Genomic DNA, 18,918 nt, shown 5'->3' with positions numbered 1-18,918 from the left:
TACGCCTGCACCTACTCTCCTTTTACTGCTTTAACTGTTTTTAACGCCGATTTTATATCATCATAAATAATATTTCCAACAACTACTGTATCAGCATATTGCGCCATTTCTTTCGCCTGTTCTGCATTAGAAATACCACCGCCATAATATAACTTGGCTTGTTTCAATTCTGCTTTTACATTTTTAACAAGTTCAACATCTCCATACGTACCGCTATATTCTAAATAAAATATCGGTAAATGTAATAACTTGTCTGCTAAACGCGCATATGCAATAACGTCATCTTCTGTTAAATCACATTTCGCATCTGTAAGCTGGGCTACTTTCGCTTCGGGATTTAAAACACAATACCCTTCCATAAAAATTTCGTCCCAGTCCATAATATCCCCAAATTCTTTCAATGCCTCATGATGAACACCTGTTACCCATTCTACTTTTCGGCTATTTAAAACACTTGGGATGTAATAAAAATCAAATCCTGGTGTAATTGCTTCTACATCAGAAACCTCTAATACACAAGGAACTGCATATCTACGAATGCTAACTAGCATGTGTAATACGTTATCAATTGTAACTCCATCACTTCCGCCTACAATAACAGCATCCGTTCCAGACTCACAAATCATTTCTAAATATTCATCGCTTAACTCCTTATTTGGATCAAGCTTAAATACATGTTTCCATCCGGAAATATCGTACATGAAAACACCCTTCCTTTTCTCTAGTTATATCTATAGTTCTGTTTAAAATAACAGTTAGTTTTCATCTTGATTTTTTAAAATAGCTATTAAATATTTTTCAAAAAGAAGGATTTAATTTCACCTTCTTTTTATGCATTCTTTCATTATAACAAAAAAAGCTACTGACACACACGCCGATTCCAACATCTTTTTCAACGTCAAATGTTGGATTACATATCCCAAAAATCACACGGGATACTAATAAGAGAAGTAGTATTTACTATTTCAATTTTCATAAAAAGGAGTGTTTTTCTAATGAAGCAAAACATCGGGACAATAAACGCTCTAATTCGAATTACACTTGGGCTTGTCCTCTTCGGATGTAGTGCAACTAAACTTGTACGCAAGCCGTGGTGCACTTGGTCTAACATTTTTCTATGGATTGGTGCAATGAAAGTTGCAGAGGGAATTGTTCGCTTCTGCCCTATTGTTGAAGCGTGGAAATTTGGAAAATACATGAATATGGGCGCATTTAAAATGCCTGGCATGAATTTTACTGAAAAAGGACATGCTAAAGAAGAAGTGAATCAAACTTCCGCTCATGACAAGCCAAAGTCAAAGGGAAGTTATGACGCTTCTGACAAAGAGATTGAGTCAGCGATTGAAGAAATAATCCTGGCAAAACCGCTTTGAATCATTTGTCACGATGCAAGATGCTCTCAAAGGGACTTAGCTGCTGCAGTGGGCGGTTAAGTCTTCTTTATTTTACCATAAAACAGAACGTATATTCTTATTTCTAACTTTAAAATGTACATAAAAGATATCAATCAATAAATTTCAGAAAATTAGGTGCATACCCCTTGCTTAAAATGATATAAAAGTGATATCATTTTTATATCAGGAGGCGATCATATGAAAGAAAAACAAGTATTTTATGTAAATGGTTTTCTCGGTATTATTGGAATTTTGATTTTAGCTGCTATCGGTGTATTTTTCCTTGCACAAGAAATTTTTGTAGGAGCAGCACTAACTATTATATTAGCGGCAATTCTCGCTACAGGTATCGGTATTGTTCAACCGAATCAAGCGAAAGTTATTACGTTCTTTGGTAATTATTTAGGAACAATTCGTCAAAATGGTTTATTTTTAACAATTCCATTCGCATTCCGTCAAACTGTCTCATTACGTGTTGAAAACTTTAATAGTAAGAAATTAAAAGTAAACGATGTTGAGGGAAATCCGATTGAAATTGCAGCTGTTATTGTATATAAAGTAGTTGATTCTGCAAAAGCAATGTTCGGTGTTGAACATTACGATCGATTTGTAGAAATTCAAAGTGAAACAGCAATCCGCCACGTCGCAACAAAATATCCTTATGACAATTTCCAAGATGAAACTTGCATTACGTTACGCGGGAATACTGAAGAAATCTCTGAAGAATTAAAGCGTGAGTTAGAAGCGCGCCTTGAAATCGCAGGCGTAGAAGTATTAGAAACTCGTTTAACACATTTAGCTTATGCAACAGAAATTGCCCATGCGATGCTACAACGTCAACAAGCAAAAGCGGTATTAGCTGCTAGAAAAGAGATTGTTGAAGGTGCTGTGAAGATGGCGAAGGATTCAATCCATATGTTAGATGAGGAAGGCGTACTTGAATTAGATGACGAGCGTAAAGCGAATATGGTAAACAACCTATTAGTTGCCATCGTTTCAGATAAAGGTGCGCAACCAGTTATTAATACAGGAAGCCTATACTAAGGGCTATAAGTAATTATGGCTAAAAAGAAAAGCTTTCCATTACGTATTGATCCTGAATTACACGCAGTCATCGAAAAATGGGCAAATGATGAGTTTCGTAGCGTCAATGCACACATCGAGTATTTACTTCGAGAAATGGCAAAGCAAAAAGGAAAATTGAAGAAAGATAAAGATGCATGAACAAACAGCCCACTGAATTTTCAGCGGGCTGTTTTTATACAAAGCAAGTCATCAATAAACTTGCTTAACGCTGCTGTTCTCACACTATCTTTCCGATAAATAAAATAAGTCGGAATAAACCTGTTTTCATGTACTAACGGTGTATGAATAAGTTCTTTATGGCTATCAAATTGCTCTGCTACTTCACGTGGTAACATAGACACCCCAAGTCCAGCTTTTACGCACCCAATAATACCGTCTAAAGAATTTAATTCCATTATTTTTTTTGGAACAATCCCTTCAGATAGTAACCATTCTTCTAAAACTTTTCTATAAAAACAACCTGATTGAAAAACGATAAAAGACTGCGATTCCGAATATCCGTTATCCCACAAAACATTCCGCTTTGAAAGTAACATCATTTCCTCTTGGAATACTTCTATCTTTTCTAAAGCTGGATCAGCTATACAATCAGCTACAAATGCCCCCTCTATTTCATATAAGAGTACCTTCTTCGTTAATTCTTCCGTATTGTGCGTTTGCAACATAATTTCCACTTCTGGATAGCGCATATGATAATTAGCTAAAATCGTGGGCATTCTAACAGCTGCTGCTGTTTCCATCGCTCCAATTTTCAATACTCCTCCAGGCTCCGCTGTATGTTTCACTTGCCTTTTTGATTCATTTAATAATTGAATCATTTTTTCAGCGTATGTTAACAACTTTTCTCCGGCTGGTGTTAATGTAACTCCATCTCGATGCCTATAAAATAATTGTGTTTCATATTCAGCTTCTAGCCGTTTTATTTTTGCTGTTATGTTTGATTGAACAAAATTCAACCGAATAGCTGCTCTTGAAATACTTTTCTCCTGCGCGACCATATAAAAAGCTACAAAATCTTGTAAGTTCATTCGTTCATATCATTAATTTTGATATTACATATAAAAAATCAGTATTTTACGCCCCATATATATTCCTCTATCATATATATTAGAAGATATTTCAAGAAGGGAGATTATATGAAAGAAACAAAAACATGGAAAATGATTATAGCTGGGATATGTTCTTTAATAGCTGTCATGGGTATTAGTCGGTTCGCCTACACACCGATTATTTCTTTTATGGAAAAGCAAGCCCATATAGAAGATGACCTCGCTGGATATTTAGCGTCCAGTAATTATCTTGGTTATTTACTTGGGGCATTCTTTATTGGATTCATTACGATAAAAAATCGTGAAAAAATATTACACCACTGTTTATTCTTCAATGTTCTTTCAACTCTTTGTATGGGCTTAACCTCTTATATCTTTTTATGGTTTCCCCTTCGCTTTATCGGTGGTTTCACAAGTGCAATTGTATTTGTTCTTGCCTCTAGTATTGTTTTAGATTATTTATTTCAAAGTAATAAAGTCATGCTAGGTGGCATGATTTATAGCGGTGTTGGAATTGGCATTATTTTCTCTGGAAGTTTCGCACCTTTATTCAACTCAATTTGGAATTGGCAAGGTGCGTGGATTGGGTTAGGAATTATTAGTTTTAGTTTAGCTATCCTTGTATGGAAATGGTTAAGAGAGGACAGTAGACATACTATACAGCAACCAAAAAGTACTATACAAGCTACATCTCATAGAAAAAGCTATTTATTTTGGCTTATTTTAGCTTACGGATTCGAAGGATTTGGCTATATCATTACAGGGACCTTCCTTGTCACCATTGTAGAAAGAATTACACTATCACCCTTCTATGCATCTTGTAGCTGGATTATTGTCGGTATTGCTGTCATCCCATCTAGTTACCTTTGGTCCACTGTTGCTCGGAAGTACGGACCAACACGAGCTCTTACATCCGCCTATATGTTACAAATTATAAGTGTACTTTCTCCACTCCTTATTCCAAACCTTTTTGGGGCATTTCTAAGTGCATTCCTTCTAGGTGCTACATTCGTCGGAATTACAATTTTAACAACTACAGAAGCAAAACGAATAAGACCGAATGAAAGTAATAAAATCATTGGTTATACGACAGGTGTTTATGGGATTGGCCAAATTATCGGTCCAATCTTTACAGGTATTATTGCGGAGCAAATGCAAAGTTTTTCCCTCCCACTCCTTGTCGCTGCTCTTACGTTAATCATCTCAATACTACTATTATTAATTGGAGAAATAAGATGTAAGCAGGTAGAGAAAAAGTGTATATAGATACAACTAGTTTATAATCTCTTGAAAAGATTCAACGTACTATACTCTATTTCCTATAAAAAAAGAAGCTAACATATGTTAGCTTCGCGTAATCTCATGCCCAATCGCACGATATCCTATATCACTACGATAAAATAAGCCATCGCTCTCAATCTTTGCGATTTCTTTATACACTCTATCTTTCGCTTCTTGTAAGTCTTTCGCTTTATAAGCAATAAATAGTACACGGCCACCATTTGTTACAAAATCCCCATGTTTCATCGCTGTACCTGAATGAAAGACAATAGCATCTTCTAAACGATCTAATCCTGTAATAATTTCACCTTTTTTATACGCTTCTGGATATCCTTTTGAAGCAAGTACAACACCAATTACTGCTTCCTCTGACCACTCTAACACTAACTCACTTTCATCTAATACAGCGTTACATACATCAACTAAATCATTTTCTAAGCGAGGTAATACAACTTCTGTTTCAGGATCACCAAAGCGTGCATTAAATTCAATTACCTTTGGACCATCATTTGTTAAAATAAGCCCTGCATATAAAATCCCTGTAAACGATCGATTTTCTTGGATCATTGCTTGAGCAGTTGGATGTAATACGGTTTGAATCGCTTCTTGGACTGCTGATTCTGGAATTTGTGGTACTGGAGAATATGCACCCATTCCGCCTGTATTTGGTCCTTTATCAGCATCAAAAGCTCGTTTATGGTCCTGAGCGATTACCATCGGATGTACAGTTGTTCCATTTACAAATGCCATTAATGAAAATTCTTGTCCATCTAAAAACTCTTCAATAACAACCTTCTTACTTGCCGCGCCGAACTTCACATCTTGTAGCATTTCTTTCACAGCCTGTAATGCCTCTTCAAGCGTCATTGCTACCGTTACCCCTTTACCAGCAGCTAATCCGTCAGCTTTAATAACGATTGGTGCACCAACTTTTTGAATGTACTGTACTGCTTCTTCATACTCGGTAAAAGTTTCGTACGCCCCAGTTGGAATATCATACTTTTTCATAAGCTCTTTTGTAAAAGCTTTACTACCTTCAATAACAGCAGCCGCTTTATTCGGACCAAATACGCGAAGTCCCTCTTCTTTAAAACGATCAACAATTCCATTCATAAGTGGAATTTCTGGTCCAACGAAAGTTAACTCAATATTATTCTCTTTGGCAAATAAAACTAATGCATCAAAATCATTTTCATCAATATCAACTGGTATTGCAACATCTCGCATACCTTCATTACCTGGTGCTACATATACCTTTTTCACTTTTGCAGATTGTGCAAACTTCCAAGCTAAAGCATGCTCACGCCCACCGCGGCCAATTACTAAAACATTCATATTTCATCCCCCAATAATTAAATAAGTACAAACTAGAAGCTATGCTCCTAGTTTGCTTTTTCATATCAATAAAAGGTTATCTTAACCGGACTTTTTAAACATCCATCTCAATAAAGGTTTAAAAAGGAGGATCAAGAGCACCGAGCAGGTCTAGGCGCATTTGCCAGGAGGACACGGAGTGTAGCTTTCCTACATGAGTACCGCACTGGCGATGCAACGACGACATGCGAAGGTTATCTTGACCGGACTTTTTAAACATCCATCTTAATAAAGGTTTAAAAAGGAGGATCAAGAGCACCGAGCAGGTCTAGGCGCATTTGCCAGGAGGACACGGAGTGTAGCTTTCCTACATGAGTACCGCACTGGCGATGCAACGACGACATGCGAAGGTTATCTTGACCGGACTTTTTAAACATCCTCTATTAGTGTTTGAAATGACGTACGCCAGTGAACACCATAGCAATCCCATACGTATCTGCCACTTTAATAGAATCTTCATCACGGATTGATCCGCCTGGTTGAATGATTGCTGTAATTCCCGCTTTTGCTGCTTCTTCTAATGTATCTGGCATTGGGAAGAAAGCATCAGATGCAAGCGCGCTACCTTGTGCTTTTTCACCAGCTTGTGTAATCGCGATTTTTGCAGAACCTACACGGTTCATCTGTCCCGCACCGACACCAATTGTCATGTCATCTTTCGCTAAAACAATTGCATTTGATTTCACATGTTTTACAACTTTCCAAGCTAGTTTTAAATCTTTCCATTCTTGCTCTGAAGGTTCACGTTTCGTTGGAATTGAAATTGTACTTTCATCTAATGATAACGTATCTTCCTCTTGAACGAGAAGTCCACCTTGTACAGAAGTTAGTTTTTTGCTTGCACTTGTCGCTTTTTCAATATTTATAGTTAATAAACGTAAGTTCTTCTTACTTTGCAACACTTCTAAAGCTTCTTGCGAGAACGAAGGTGCGATAACAATTTCTAAGAAAATTTCATGTAACTTTTCTGCTGTAGCTTTATCAATTTCACGATTTGCTGCAATAATACCGCCGAAGATTGATACTGGATCTGCTTCATAAGCACGAGTATATGCTTCGTGAATATTAGTTCCTACTCCAACACCACATGGATTCATATGTTTTACTGCTACTACTGCTGGTTCTGTAAATTCTTTTACGATGCTAAGCGCTGCGTCTGCATCATTAATATTGTTATACGATAATTCTTTACCGTGTAATTGTTCTGCGTATGCAACAGAAGAAGTTGCTGCGAATGGCGCTTTATAGAAAGTTGCTTTTTGATGTGGGTTCTCGCCATAACGTAAGTCTTGCTTTTTCTCAAATGTCACAGTTAATGTTTCTGGACTTTCTTCACCCATTTGCTCTGTTAAGTAGTTAGAAATTAACGCATCATACGCTGCTGTATGACGGAATACTTTCGCTGCTAGTTTACGTTTCGTTTCCTCTGCTACTTCACCGTTCTCTTTCAGTTCTGCTAACACAATATCATAATCTACTGGATCTACAATTACAGATACGAATTTATGATTTTTCGCAGCAGAGCGAATCATTGTCGGGCCACCGATATCAATATTTTCAATTGCATCAGCAAATGTTACATCAGGCTTAGCGATTGTTTCTTTAAATGGGTATAAGTTAACAACAACAAAATCAATTGCTTGAATACCTAATTCATTCATTTGCGCTACATGTGTTTCATTATCACGAACTGCTAATAGACCACCATGAATATTTGGATGTAAAGTTTTCACACGACCATCCATAATTTCAGGGAAACCAGTTACTTCAGAAATACCAATTACTTGTAAGCCGTTTTCTTCTAGTAACTTTTTCGTACCACCTGTTGAAATAACTTCAATCCCTTGCTCTAGTAACCCTTTAACAAATTCTACTACTCCTGTTTTATCTGAAACACTTACTAATGCACGCTTTTTCATTTATCCTTCACCCCTGGTTGTATGTTAGTTAACAGTTGCTTCTTTCACAGACTGAACAATTTGATTCACTGTATTTACGTATAATTTATGTTCAACTTGCTGAATTTTCTTTTGTAAGCTTTCTCTCGTATCCCCTTCAGAAACAACCACTGCTTCTTGCGCAATAATTGGCCCTGTATCCATACCTGCATCTACATAATGAATTGTTACTCCAGTTACTTTCACACCTGCTTCTAACGCTTGACCGACAGCATCTTTACCCGGAAAGCTCGGTAGTAATGATGGATGAATATTAATAATCTTTCCGCCGTATGCTTCTAGTAACGTCGGCCCGATTAAACGCATATATCCAGCTAAAATAATATAATCAATTTCATATTCTTCTAGCTTCTTTAATATCTCTTTTTCAAACGCTTCTTTGGACTCATATGCTTTCGCTGAAAAAGCGAAACACGGAATATGATGATAATGCGCTCGCCCAACAGCACGTGCTTCTGGTTTATCACATACTAATAAACTAATTTCTGCATCCAATCTTTTTTCTTCTACCGCATTAACGAGAGATTGAAAGTTAGATCCACTTCCAGAAGCAAAAACTGCTAATCTACTCATAGTGCTTTGCCCCCATTAAAAGTAACGCCAGCTCCTTGTACAGTACGTCCAATAATACGAGCCGTTTCTCCTTGCTCTTCAAGAAGACGGACAACATCTTTTGCATCTTCTTCCTTCACTGCTACTACCATACCAATACCCATGTTAAAAATATTGAACATTTCTTTCTCTTCCAGTTTCCCAACTTCTTGAAGTAAATGGAAGATCGGCTGAATTTTCCAAGATCCTAGTTCAATCTCAGCACCAATTCCTTCTGGCAACATACGTGGGATATTTTCAATAAATCCGCCCCCTGTAATGTGCGCCATACCGTATACTTCATGCTTCTTCAATAGTTCTAAAATAGGTTTGACATAAATTTTCGTTGGTTTTAATAATTCTTCACCAAGAGGTAGTTCTAAGCGTCCATAAATACGCTCTAAAGATAGTTCTCCATCTTCTAGTAACACTTTTCGTACTAAAGAGTAACCATTGCTATGAATACCGCTAGATGCTAAGCCAATTAGCACGTGACCAGCTTCAATCTTTTCACCTGTTACAATTTTCTTTTTATCAACAATCCCAACTGTAAAACCAGCTAAATCATATTCTTCCGTAGAATACATTCCTGGCATTTCAGCTGTTTCTCCACCGATTAATGCACAACCAGCTTGGCGACAGCCCTCTGATATACCTTTGACGATGTTTTCAATTTTACTAGGTTCAGCTTTACCACAAGCAATATAATCAAGGAAGAAAAGCGGCTCTGCTCCTTGGACAACAATATCATTTACACACATTGCTACTGCATCAATACCAATTGTGTCATGTTTATCTGCCATAAAAGCGAGCATCAATTTTGTTCCCACGCCATCTGTTCCAGATACTAATACAGGTTCTTCTAATGCAAATTTTGATAGATCAAACATACCTCCAAAACCGCCTAAACCGCCTAGTACTTCTTTTCTCATAGTTGTTTGTACGTGTTTTTTCATGCGAGATACCGCTTCATATCCAGCTTCAATATCTACTCCTGCTTGCTTATATGCATTCGCCATCGTTATTTACACCTCGTCTTTTAATTTCTCCCCATCCAGGGCGGGCCGTTTTAAGAAAAAAGCTAGCTTCTACAGCAAAAGAAGTAGAAGCTTTTTTCACTTTTCTTATTTCATACTTTCTAAAAGCTCTTGCTCATAATCATAAAGAGCTGTTGGATAGTCCCCATTAAAGTAAGCCATGCATAGGCCGCCATATTTCCCTTCATATGGACGTCCAATTGCATCTACTAATCCATCTTCGCTTAAAAATGTTAAAGAATCTGCTCCGATCATTTCGCGGATTTCTTCTACTGTATTATTTGCTGCAATTAATTCTTTTCTCGTTTGAATATCAATGCCATAGAAACATGGATATTTCAGAGGTGGTGAAGCAATTCTTACATGAACTTCTGTCGCTCCAGCCTCACGAAGCATACGAACAATTCGTTTACTTGTCGTTCCTCTTACGATAGAGTCATCAATCATAACAACTCGTTTCCCCTCAACCACACCTCTTACTGCGGAAAGCTTCATCTTAACCCCTTGCTCACGCAGTTCTTGAGAAGGCTGGATAAAAGTACGTCCAACGTAACGATTTTTAATTAATCCTAATTCATACGGAATGCCTGTTGCCTCCGCATAGCCAATCGCAGCTGAAATACTAGAGTCTGGTACACCAGTAACAACATCCGCTTCAATAGGAGCTTCCGCTGCTAAACGTTTCCCCATATTTTTACGCGCTGCATGAACGTTAACACCAGCAATATTAGAATCTGGTCGTGCAAAGTAAATATATTCCATACTACAAATCGCATGTTCTACATCGTTTGTGAAACGATCTACGTGAATTCCTTCATCATTAATGATAAGTAATTCACCAGGTTCTACATCGCGAATGTATGTTGCACCTACTACATCAAAAGCACATGTTTCAGATGCTACAACGTAAGCATCCCCCATCTTTCCAATTGAAAGCGGACGGAATCCATTTGGATCTAACGCAACGATCATTTCATTTCCAGTTAGTAAAAGATACGCAAAAGCACCTTTCACTTTATTTAGAGCCTCTTTTACACTTTCAATTAAAGAGTCTTTCGTACTACGTTTAATAAGATGTAAAAGTACTTCTGTATCTGAACTAGTTTGAAAAATACTTCCCTCTGCTTCTAATTCACGACGAAGCATTTTTGCGTTAATTAAATTTCCGTTATGAGCTAACGCCATACTATGATCGGAAAAACGGAACAACAATGGTTGAACGTTAGCAACTTCACTTCCACCAGCTGTTGCATATCGTACATGTCCGATTGCTGATTTTCCATTTAATCCTTCTAACTCACCTCTTGAAAACACTTCTGATATTAAACCTAACCCCTTGTGACCGACGATTTTTTCCCCATTATTTACGACAATGCCTGCGCCTTCTTGCCCACGGTGCTGTAAACTGTGCAATCCGTAGTATGAAACTTGTGCTGCATTTTCATGCCCCCAAATTCCGAAAACGCCACATTCTTCGTTTAACCCCTTTATTTCAGCAAGCATGGGATTGCCCCTTTCCAAGCCTTTCTCATTTCATCTACATTTGCTGTAAGTAATACTTCATTTTCTTCATTATGAATTGTTACTTCATTTGTACTTGTTACTTCTCCAACTTGGATTGCTTCTACCGCTTTCTCAAACGCCTCTTTATTTTCACGTTTTACAGTTATCACGAAGCGAGACTGTGATTCAGCGAATAATGCTGCTGTTGCTTCTCCATCTAATTTCACAGTAGCACCTAAGCCGTTAGCACCAATTGCACTTTCTGAAATTGCAACTGCTAAACCACCCTCAGCAACATCATGTGCAGATTGAACAAGACCAGCTTGAATTGCTTCTAATACTTGTTTTTGGCGTTTTAATTCTACATCTAGATCGATACTTGGTGATTGACCGAAAATTTTTCCGTGAATCATTTTCTGTAATTCACTTCCGCCAAACTCAGCTTTCGTCTCACCGATTATATAAACTAAATCACCAGCTTGCTTAAACTCTTGTGTTGTTACATGTTTTAAGTCATGTACAAGTCCGACCATCCCAACAGTTGGTGTTGGATATACAGCTTCGCCACTACGTTCGTTATACATCGATACGTTTCCGCCGATAACTGGTGTTTGTAATGTGCGACAAGCTTCACTCATACCGTCTACTGATTTCTCAATTTGCCAGAAGATTTCTGGTTTTTCTGGGTTACCGAAGTTTAAGCAATCTGTAATTGCAAGTGGCTCACCGCCAGAGCATACGATATTACGCGCTGCCTCTGCTACTGCAATTTTACCGCCCATTTCTGGATCTAGATAAATGTAGCGAGAATTACAATCTGTCGTCATTGCTAATCCTTTTTCTGTACCGCGTACACGTACAACTGCTGCATCTGAACCTGGTGTAACCACTGTGCTTGTACGAACTTGATAATCGTATTGATCGTATACCCACTCTTTACTTGCAATTGTTGGTTGCTGTAATAGAGCGAATAACGCTTCTTTATAATTTTCTACTTTTGGCGTTTCCATTTTCATTGCTTGGAATTCAGCAAAGTATGCTGCTTCTTTTGATGGTTTATGATAAATTGGTGCTTCTTCTGCTAAAGCATCTGCTGGAACTTCAGCTACCTTTTCACCTTTATGGAATAAACGAAGCATTTTATCTTCCGTTACTTTCCCCATCGTAACCGCTGCGAGACCATACTTCTCAAATAAATCTACTATTTCTTGTTCTCTACCTTTTTTCACAACAATTAACATACGCTCTTGTGATTCAGACAGCATCATTTCATATGGTGTCATTCCTGTTTCACGTTGTGGTACATCATCTAAGTACATTTCAATACCCATTCCTGCTTTACTTGCCATTTCTGCAGATGATGATGTTAAACCAGCCGCACCCATATCTTGAATTCCAACAAGTGCATCAGATTGAATTAATTCTAAACACGCTTCAATAAGAAGTTTTTCCATAAATGGATCCCCTACTTGAACCGCTGGACGTTTCGCTTCTGAGCTTTCAGATAGTTCTTCCGACGCGAATGTTGCACCGTGAATACCGTCACGACCAGTTGATGCTCCTACGTACATTACTGTGTTACCAGCACCGTGCGCTTGCCCTTTTTTAATGTCTTCGTGGTTAATCAAACCTACGCACATTGCATTTACAAGTGGATTTCCTTCGTAACATGGATCAAATTGTACTTCGCCGCCAACAGTCGGAATACCGATGCAGTTACCGTATCCTGCAATTCCTGCTACTACTTCTTCGAATAAATATTTCACACGTGGTGACTGTAATTCACCGAAACGAAGTGAGTTTAATAGAGCTACCGGACGTGCTCCCATAGAGAATACGTCACGAATAATACCACCAACACCTGTTGCTGCTCCTTGATATGGTTCAATAGCTGAAGGATGGTTATGACTTTCCATTTTAAATACAACTGCTTGATTATCACCGATATCTACAATTCCAGCGCCTTCTCCAGGTCCTTGCAGAACGCGCTCACCTGTCGTTGGAAACTTACGAAGAACTGGTTTTGAATTTTTATAACTACAATGTTCAGACCACATTACAGAGAACAATCCTGTTTCTGTATAATTTGGCAGACGACCTAAAATCTTTTCAACCATGGCAAACTCTTCGTCTGTTAGCCCCATTTCCGCATATATACGCTCTTCTTTAATTTGTGTTGGATTTGGTTCAAGCATTAACGACATATGTTTCCCTCCACTGTTTTAAGATAGATTGAAAGACTTTTAACCCTTCAGCACCGCCAAGTAATTCATCTACAGCACGCTCTGGATGTGGCATCATACCAAGTACATTTCCTTTTTCGTTTACAATACCAGCAATATCTGAAACGCTACCGTTAGGATTTTCTACGTAACGGAATGCGATTTGATTATTCTCTTCTAATTGTTTAAGAGTCTCTTCGTCACAATAGTAATTCCCCTCACCATGAGCGATTGGAATATTGATTACTTCATTTTTTTCATATTGTGATGTAAACATCGTTTCATTATTTTCAACACGCAACTGAACAGTACGACACATAAATTTTAAGTTTTCGTTTCTCATTAATGCTCCTGGTAGTAATCCTGATTCAACAAGAATCTGGAATCCATTACATACACCTAAAATCGGCTTTCCTTGCTCAGCAGCTTTTTGTACTGCTTTCATTGCATTAGCAAAGCGAGAAATAGCACCGCAGCGTAAGTAGTCACCGTAAGAGAATCCACCTGGTAGTAAAATTGCATCATATTCATCTAAATTCTCTGTATCGTGCCAAACGTAATCTACTTCTTCGCCAAGCTCATCTTTAATTGCATGGAACATATCGACATCACAGTTCGAACCTGGAAATACTATTACGGCAAATTTCACTGTGCGACAACCTCCTCAACTTCATAACGGAAGTCTTCCATTACAACGTTCGCTAATAGTTTTTCACACATTTCTTTTACCTTGCTATCTAAGTCAGATACAGATTTATCAATTGTTAGTTCCATGTACTTTCCGATTCGAACGTCTTGTACTTCTGTGAATGAAAGACTATGAAGAGCTCCTTTTACCGCTGTTCCTTGTGGATCTAATACGCTTTCTCTTAATGTTACATATACCTTAACTTTATACATGTGAAATTCCCCCTAAACGTTTTAAAATCTCTTCATAAGCATCTGTTAAATTTCCAAGATCGCGACGGAATACGTCTTTATCAAACTTCTCATTGCTCGTTTCATCCCATAAACGGCAAGTATCTGGTGAAATTTCATCCGCTAATATGATTTCTCCCTCTTCCGTTACACCAAACTCTAATTTGAAATCTACTAATCTTACACGACAGCTTGCGAAATGATCAATCAACACTTGATTGATTTGTAGAGCCATATCTCGTAATACGCTTACTTGCTCTGGCGATGCAACGTTTAATACACGAATATGATCTTCCGTTACAAGCGGATCTCCTAAATTATCATCTTTGAAGTAAAATTCTACGATTGGTTCTGCAAGTACAGTTCCCTCTTCCATTCCTAATCGTTTTGAAAGACTTCCTGCAATTACATTTCTTGTGACAACTTCTAAAGGAATAATACTCACTTTTTTAACAAGTTGTTCTGTTTCAGATAACTTCTCAACAAAATGTGTTTTAATTCCTACTTCTTGTAACTTTCTGAACAATAAAGTTGTAATTTCATTGTTCAAACGACCTTTTCCTGTAATCGTCTCTTTTTTCTCCCCATTGAAAGCAGTCGCACTATCTTTGTACTCTACCCAAACCATATCTGCTGATTCTGTACGATAAATTCTTTTTGCCTTACCTTCATACAGCAATTCTAGCTTTTGCATTTCGCAAGCCCCCTGTAGTTTGAAAAATGTGAATAATATTTTTATAAAGAATGGCACAGAATGACTCTATTCTGTGCCATATGAAATTTTACGCTTCGTTTAATCCAAGGCGTTCAAAGATTGTATCAACGTGTTGCATATGATGCTCATAGTTGAAGCATTCATTAATTTCTTCTTGTGTTAACTTGCTTGTAATGCGCTCATCAGCTTCTACAAGCTCTTTAAATTGTACTTGTGTTTCCCAAGCTTCCATCGCTTTAGGCTGTACGATATCATAAGCTTCTTCACGTACCATACCTTTGTCGATTAGTGTAAGCATTACGCGCTGAGAATAAATTAAGCCGTATGTTCTTGTCATATTGCGTTTCATATTCTCTGGGTATACAGTTAAGTTTTTAACGATATTACCAAAGCGATTTAACATGTAATTTAATGCGATTGTAGCATCTGGTAAAATTACGCGTTCTGCTGAAGAGTGAGAAATGTCACGCTCATGCCACAATGGAACATTCTCATAAGCTGTCATCATATAACCGCGGATAACACGAGCTAAACCAGTCATATTTTCAGATCCAATTGGATTACGCTTATGTGGCATTGCAGAAGAACCTTTTTGGCCTTTTGCGAAAGCTTCTTCAACTTCACGTGTTTCACTCTTTTGTAAGCCACGAATCTCAACTGCCATCTTTTCGATAGATGTTGCGATTAATGCAAGTGTTGACATGTAGTGTGCGTGACGATCACGTTGCAATGTTTGTGTTGAAATTGGTGCTGCTTCTAATCCTAGATTTTCACAAACATATTTTTCTACGAATGGATCGATATTTGCATATGTACCAACCGCACCAGATAGTTTACCAACACGAACTGTATCAGCAGCTTGTTTGAAACGCTCTACGTTACGTTTCATCTCTTCATACCAAAGACCAAGTTTTAAACCGAATGTTGTTGGTTCTGCATGAACACCGTGTGTTCTTCCCATCATGATTGTGTATTTATGCTCTTTCGCTTTGTTAGCTAAAATGCTTACAAAGTTCTCTAAGTCTTTTAATATAATTTCATTCGCTTGTTTTAAGATGTAAGATAATGCTGTATCTACTACATCTGTAGATGTTAAACCGTAATGAACCCATTTACGTTCTTCGCCTAGTGCTGGCGTTTCTGATACAGCACGAGTGAATGCAACTACATCATGACGTGTTTCTTTTTCAATTTCATAAATACGATCAATATCAAATGATGCATGTTCACGAATTTTTTTAACATCTTCTTTTGGAATATCGCCAAGCTCAGCCCATGCTTCACAAGCTAAAATCTCAACTTCTAACCACGCTTTAAATTTGTTCTCTTCCGTCCAAATCGCACCCATTTCAGGGCGTGTATAACGACTAATCATCTTTTTCCCTCCAACAGTTGTTCTTGATGGTCCCAAATATGCAAACTCTTCGCTTTTTCTAGAGCGACTTCAATATTATCATTTAAAATATTAACATGCCCCATTTTTCGCTGTGCTTTTGCTTCTTCTTTTCCATACAAGTGTAAATAGCACCCGGTTAATCTATTCACTTGTCTTAGGACCCCTTCTATATGTTCGCCTAAAATGTTTACCATGACAACTGGTTTTAACAAATTTGTTTCTCCTAGAGGTAAATTACAGATTGCTCGAATATGTTGACCAAATTGGCTCGTTTCACATGCATCCTGTGTATAGTGTCCTGAATTGTGAGGTCTTGGTGCTAATTCATTAATGTAAATCTCACCATTAGCTGTAGCAAACATCTCTACAGCTAGTGTTCCCACAAGTTTTAATTCATCCGCAAGTACCTTTGCATAAGCAATTGCTTTTTGAGAAAGCTCTTCTGTAATACGAGCTGGAACGATAGATTCATGCAAAATGTTATTTACATGAATATTTTCCGCTACCGGAAATACTTTCGTTTCACCACTTACACTACGAATCACAATAACGGATACTTCTTTTTCAAAAGGCACCCATTTCTCTAAAATACACTCTGCTTTATCCACAAGATCTCTTGCTGTCTCAACATCAGCCTCACTTCTTAAAACAACTTGCCCTTTCCCATCATATCCACCTGTCGTCGTTTTTAAGACGGAAGGGAATGATAACTCAGCAATTGCTTCTGTAAGCTGATCTTGATTTTGAACTAATCTATACGTTGCTACTGGTAACCCAGCCTTCTCAATTGCATTCTTTTCTGTAAAACGATTTTGTGTTTTATTTAACAACTGACTACCTTGTGGCAAGTAAGCATGTTTTTCAAGCCATTGTAAACATCTATAATCAATATTCTCAAATTCATATGTGACAACATCACTTATCTCTGCTAAATGCTGAATTGCCTTTAAATCGTCATACGGTGCAACAATTTCAATATCAGCAACTTGTGCACATGGTGAATGCTTTGTAGGATCTAAAACAGCAATTTTATATCCCATCTCCTTGGCTGCCAATGCCATCATTCTTCCTAGCTGGCCGCCTCCAATAATGCCGATTGTTTTTCCAGGTAAAATGATTCTCGTCATACTAGCTCACTACCTTCACGCACATCTTTTTCAATCGCTTCTCGTCTCAATTCTAATGCATCACGTATATCATCATGGAATGATCCAAGTATTTGTGCAGCAAGTAATCCAGCATTCGTTGAACCGGCTTTACCAATTGCAACAGTTGCAACTGGAACACCTCCTGGCATTTGGACGATGGATAATAATGAATCTAAGCCGTTTAATGCTTTTGATTGAACTGGAACTCCAATTACAGGAAGATTTGTCTTCGCTGCAACCATTCCTGGTAAATGTGCTGCTCCACCAGCTCCAGCAATAATAACTTTCAATCCACGTTCACGAGCCGTCTCTGCATATTCAAACATATAATCCGGAGTCCGATGAGCGGATACAACTTTTTTCTCATACGGTATATTTAATTCATCTAAAATGTCACAAGCATATTTCATTGTTTCCCAGTCTGATGTACTTCCCATTATGACTCCAACTAGTGATTTCATATTAGAATCCCCCCGATTCAAATAAAAAAAGCCTGAAATAGAACAGTTTCTCTTTTACTATGAGAGAAAGCGCTCTACTCAGGCATACGTATCCCTTGTGAATAGAAAAATACCGAGTGACTTTCCCTCATAGTCTAACGAATAACGGTCGTTAGGTAGAGACTTGCAGGCCATATCCCCGCGATTATATGAGGTCTTATATTATTGTTTCTATGGCTATATTAACAATATTTCATAAACGATGTCAATAAATAATCGAATGTTTTTTTATTAGTAGTCAATAACGTTCGTGTTTTAGTTATATTCAAAAGAAGAATTGCAACTATATGCAAGAAGAAAAGGGAATTAGAATATATATTTCTAGAGATCTATTTACTTATAATCGTTTATATAGTACTTCAGTATGTTTTAAATCAAAATATGTACACTCTTGTATTCTACACATCAATAGAACTTTTATTATAACGATTTAATTTCTAAGGAGGATAAACGTGAAAGAAAGAACTACGCTATTATCCTATTTATTTTTTCTATCGCAGTAATTGTTGTAATTATTGAATACTTATTTATAGCATCTCATTATTTAAAATATATACTTATGATAGAAATAATGTGTCCTATTTTAAGTATTACTTTAGCCGCATTAGGAAAATCAGGAACACAAAAAATCATTGCTATTATTTTAAACAGTCTCTATTTCATTCTTTTTTCGTCTTTAGCGTTATTAAATTTATGGATTATAACATGCGGTAAATAAAAATAAATACAAAAAAACCTAAGTCGAA

18 protein-coding genes, 1 pseudogene and 1 riboswitch are annotated in these 18,918 nt (G+C 37.4%); of the genes and pseudogenes, 5 read left to right on the top strand and 14 right to left on the bottom strand.

Going from position 1 to position 18,918, the window contains the following annotated elements:
• Positions 1–11: 11 nt before the first annotated feature.
• Entirely contained in the window at positions 12–701 is a 690-nt protein-coding gene (pcrB, locus tag DN400_RS19385) for a heptaprenylglyceryl phosphate synthase (RefSeq protein WP_000272109.1), read from the bottom strand.
• Positions 702–995: 294 nt separating this feature from the next.
• Between pcrB and DN400_RS19380 the strand changes: the two genes are divergently transcribed.
• The 3 genes from DN400_RS19380 to DN400_RS19370 all read left to right on the top strand — a co-directional run bounded on the left by DN400_RS19380 (position 996) and on the right by DN400_RS19370 (position 2,618).
• On the top strand, positions 996–1,373 hold the full coding sequence (locus tag DN400_RS19380) for a YgaP family membrane protein (RefSeq protein WP_000812341.1): 378 nt from the start codon (positions 996–998) through the stop codon (positions 1,371–1,373).
• A gap of 219 nt (positions 1,374–1,592) precedes the next feature.
• The gene (locus tag DN400_RS19375; protein ID WP_000660675.1) at positions 1,593–2,438 is read left to right on the top strand and encodes an SPFH domain-containing protein; all 846 of its coding nucleotides are present in this window, start codon (positions 1,593–1,595) and stop codon (positions 2,436–2,438) included.
• Positions 2,439–2,453: 15 nt separating this feature from the next.
• Positions 2,454–2,618, top strand: a complete 165-nt coding sequence (locus DN400_RS19370) for a type II toxin-antitoxin system antitoxin (RefSeq protein WP_001085171.1) — start codon at positions 2,454–2,456, stop codon at positions 2,616–2,618.
• Between the two features lie 20 nt (positions 2,619–2,638).
• Here the strand turns inward: DN400_RS19370 and DN400_RS19365 are convergent, their stop codons facing one another.
• The gene (locus DN400_RS19365; RefSeq protein ID WP_001053120.1) at positions 2,639–3,508 is read right to left on the bottom strand and encodes a LysR family transcriptional regulator; all 870 of its coding nucleotides are present in this window, start codon (positions 3,506–3,508) and stop codon (positions 2,639–2,641) included.
• A 108-nt stretch (positions 3,509–3,616) separates the two neighbouring features.
• Between DN400_RS19365 and DN400_RS19360 the strand changes: the two genes are divergently transcribed.
• Positions 3,617–4,795: a YbfB/YjiJ family MFS transporter gene (locus DN400_RS19360; RefSeq protein ID WP_000665321.1), complete on the top strand. Its 1,179-nt coding sequence runs from the start codon at positions 3,617–3,619 to the stop codon at positions 4,793–4,795.
• Between the two features lie 78 nt (positions 4,796–4,873).
• Here the strand turns inward: DN400_RS19360 and purD are convergent, their stop codons facing one another.
• The 12 genes from purD to purE all read right to left on the bottom strand — a co-directional run bounded on the left by purD (position 4,874) and on the right by purE (position 18,133).
• Entirely contained in the window at positions 4,874–6,145 is a 1,272-nt protein-coding gene (gene purD, locus DN400_RS19355) for a phosphoribosylamine--glycine ligase (protein WP_065229661.1), read from the bottom strand.
• A gap of 422 nt (positions 6,146–6,567) precedes the next feature.
• The gene (gene purH / locus DN400_RS19350) at positions 6,568–8,103 is read right to left on the bottom strand and encodes a bifunctional phosphoribosylaminoimidazolecarboxamide formyltransferase/IMP cyclohydrolase (protein WP_000745406.1); all 1,536 of its coding nucleotides are present in this window, start codon (positions 8,101–8,103) and stop codon (positions 6,568–6,570) included.
• A 24-nt stretch (positions 8,104–8,127) separates the two neighbouring features.
• Complete coding sequence (gene purN / locus DN400_RS19345; RefSeq protein ID WP_000088577.1) at positions 8,128–8,715, bottom strand: phosphoribosylglycinamide formyltransferase; 588 nt, start codon at positions 8,713–8,715, stop codon at positions 8,128–8,130.
• Entirely contained in the window at positions 8,712–9,752 is a 1,041-nt protein-coding gene (purM, locus tag DN400_RS19340; RefSeq protein WP_001262442.1) for a phosphoribosylformylglycinamidine cyclo-ligase, read from the bottom strand. The genes purN and purM overlap by 4 nt, the downstream gene beginning before the upstream one ends.
• A 105-nt stretch (positions 9,753–9,857) precedes the next feature.
• Positions 9,858–11,273: an amidophosphoribosyltransferase gene (gene purF / locus DN400_RS19335; RefSeq protein WP_000879026.1), complete on the bottom strand. Its 1,416-nt coding sequence runs from the start codon at positions 11,271–11,273 to the stop codon at positions 9,858–9,860.
• Complete coding sequence (gene purL, locus DN400_RS19330; protein WP_000055560.1) at positions 11,258–13,477, bottom strand: phosphoribosylformylglycinamidine synthase II; 2,220 nt, start codon at positions 13,475–13,477, stop codon at positions 11,258–11,260. The genes purF and purL overlap by 16 nt, the downstream gene beginning before the upstream one ends.
• Positions 13,461–14,144 (bottom strand): phosphoribosylformylglycinamidine synthase subunit PurQ, encoded by a 684-nt coding sequence (gene purQ / locus DN400_RS19325; protein WP_000666784.1) that lies wholly within the window; start codon positions 14,142–14,144, stop codon positions 13,461–13,463. Before purQ ends, purL begins: the two co-directional genes overlap by 17 nt.
• Positions 14,141–14,395 (bottom strand): phosphoribosylformylglycinamidine synthase subunit PurS, encoded by a 255-nt coding sequence (gene purS, locus DN400_RS19320; RefSeq protein WP_000278823.1) that lies wholly within the window; start codon positions 14,393–14,395, stop codon positions 14,141–14,143. Before purS ends, purQ begins: the two co-directional genes overlap by 4 nt.
• The gene (gene purC, locus DN400_RS19315; protein ID WP_001170549.1) at positions 14,388–15,107 is read right to left on the bottom strand and encodes a phosphoribosylaminoimidazolesuccinocarboxamide synthase; all 720 of its coding nucleotides are present in this window, start codon (positions 15,105–15,107) and stop codon (positions 14,388–14,390) included. Before purC ends, purS begins: the two co-directional genes overlap by 8 nt.
• Positions 15,108–15,195: 88 nt before the next feature.
• Positions 15,196–16,503 carry an adenylosuccinate lyase gene (gene purB, locus DN400_RS19310; protein WP_000625682.1) on the bottom strand — a complete coding sequence of 436 codons (1,308 nt, stop codon included), beginning with the start codon at positions 16,501–16,503 and terminating at the stop codon, positions 15,196–15,198.
• Positions 16,500–17,651, bottom strand: a complete 1,152-nt coding sequence (gene purK / locus DN400_RS19305; RefSeq protein WP_000196767.1) for a 5-(carboxyamino)imidazole ribonucleotide synthase — start codon at positions 17,649–17,651, stop codon at positions 16,500–16,502. The genes purB and purK overlap by 4 nt, the downstream gene beginning before the upstream one ends.
• Positions 17,648–18,133, bottom strand: a complete 486-nt coding sequence (gene purE / locus DN400_RS19300) for a 5-(carboxyamino)imidazole ribonucleotide mutase (RefSeq protein WP_000839370.1) — start codon at positions 18,131–18,133, stop codon at positions 17,648–17,650. The genes purK and purE overlap by 4 nt, the downstream gene beginning before the upstream one ends.
• A gap of 110 nt (positions 18,134–18,243) precedes the next feature.
• A riboswitch (purine riboswitch) is annotated at positions 18,244–18,345 on the bottom strand.
• 279 nt (positions 18,346–18,624) lie between these two features.
• Between purE and DN400_RS30160 the strand changes: the two are divergent.
• A pseudogene (locus tag DN400_RS30160) lies at positions 18,625–18,890 on the top strand (hypothetical protein).
• The last annotated feature ends 28 nt before the right edge of the window (positions 18,891–18,918 follow it).

The sequence above is a fragment of the Bacillus sp. AR8-1 genome (assembly GCF_008042345.1).
Lineage (GTDB): Bacteria > Bacillota > Bacilli > Bacillales > Bacillaceae_G > Bacillus_A > Bacillus_A cereus.
Note: the sequence above shows the minus strand (reverse complement) of the source record. Positions and strands in the feature narration are given on the sequence as shown.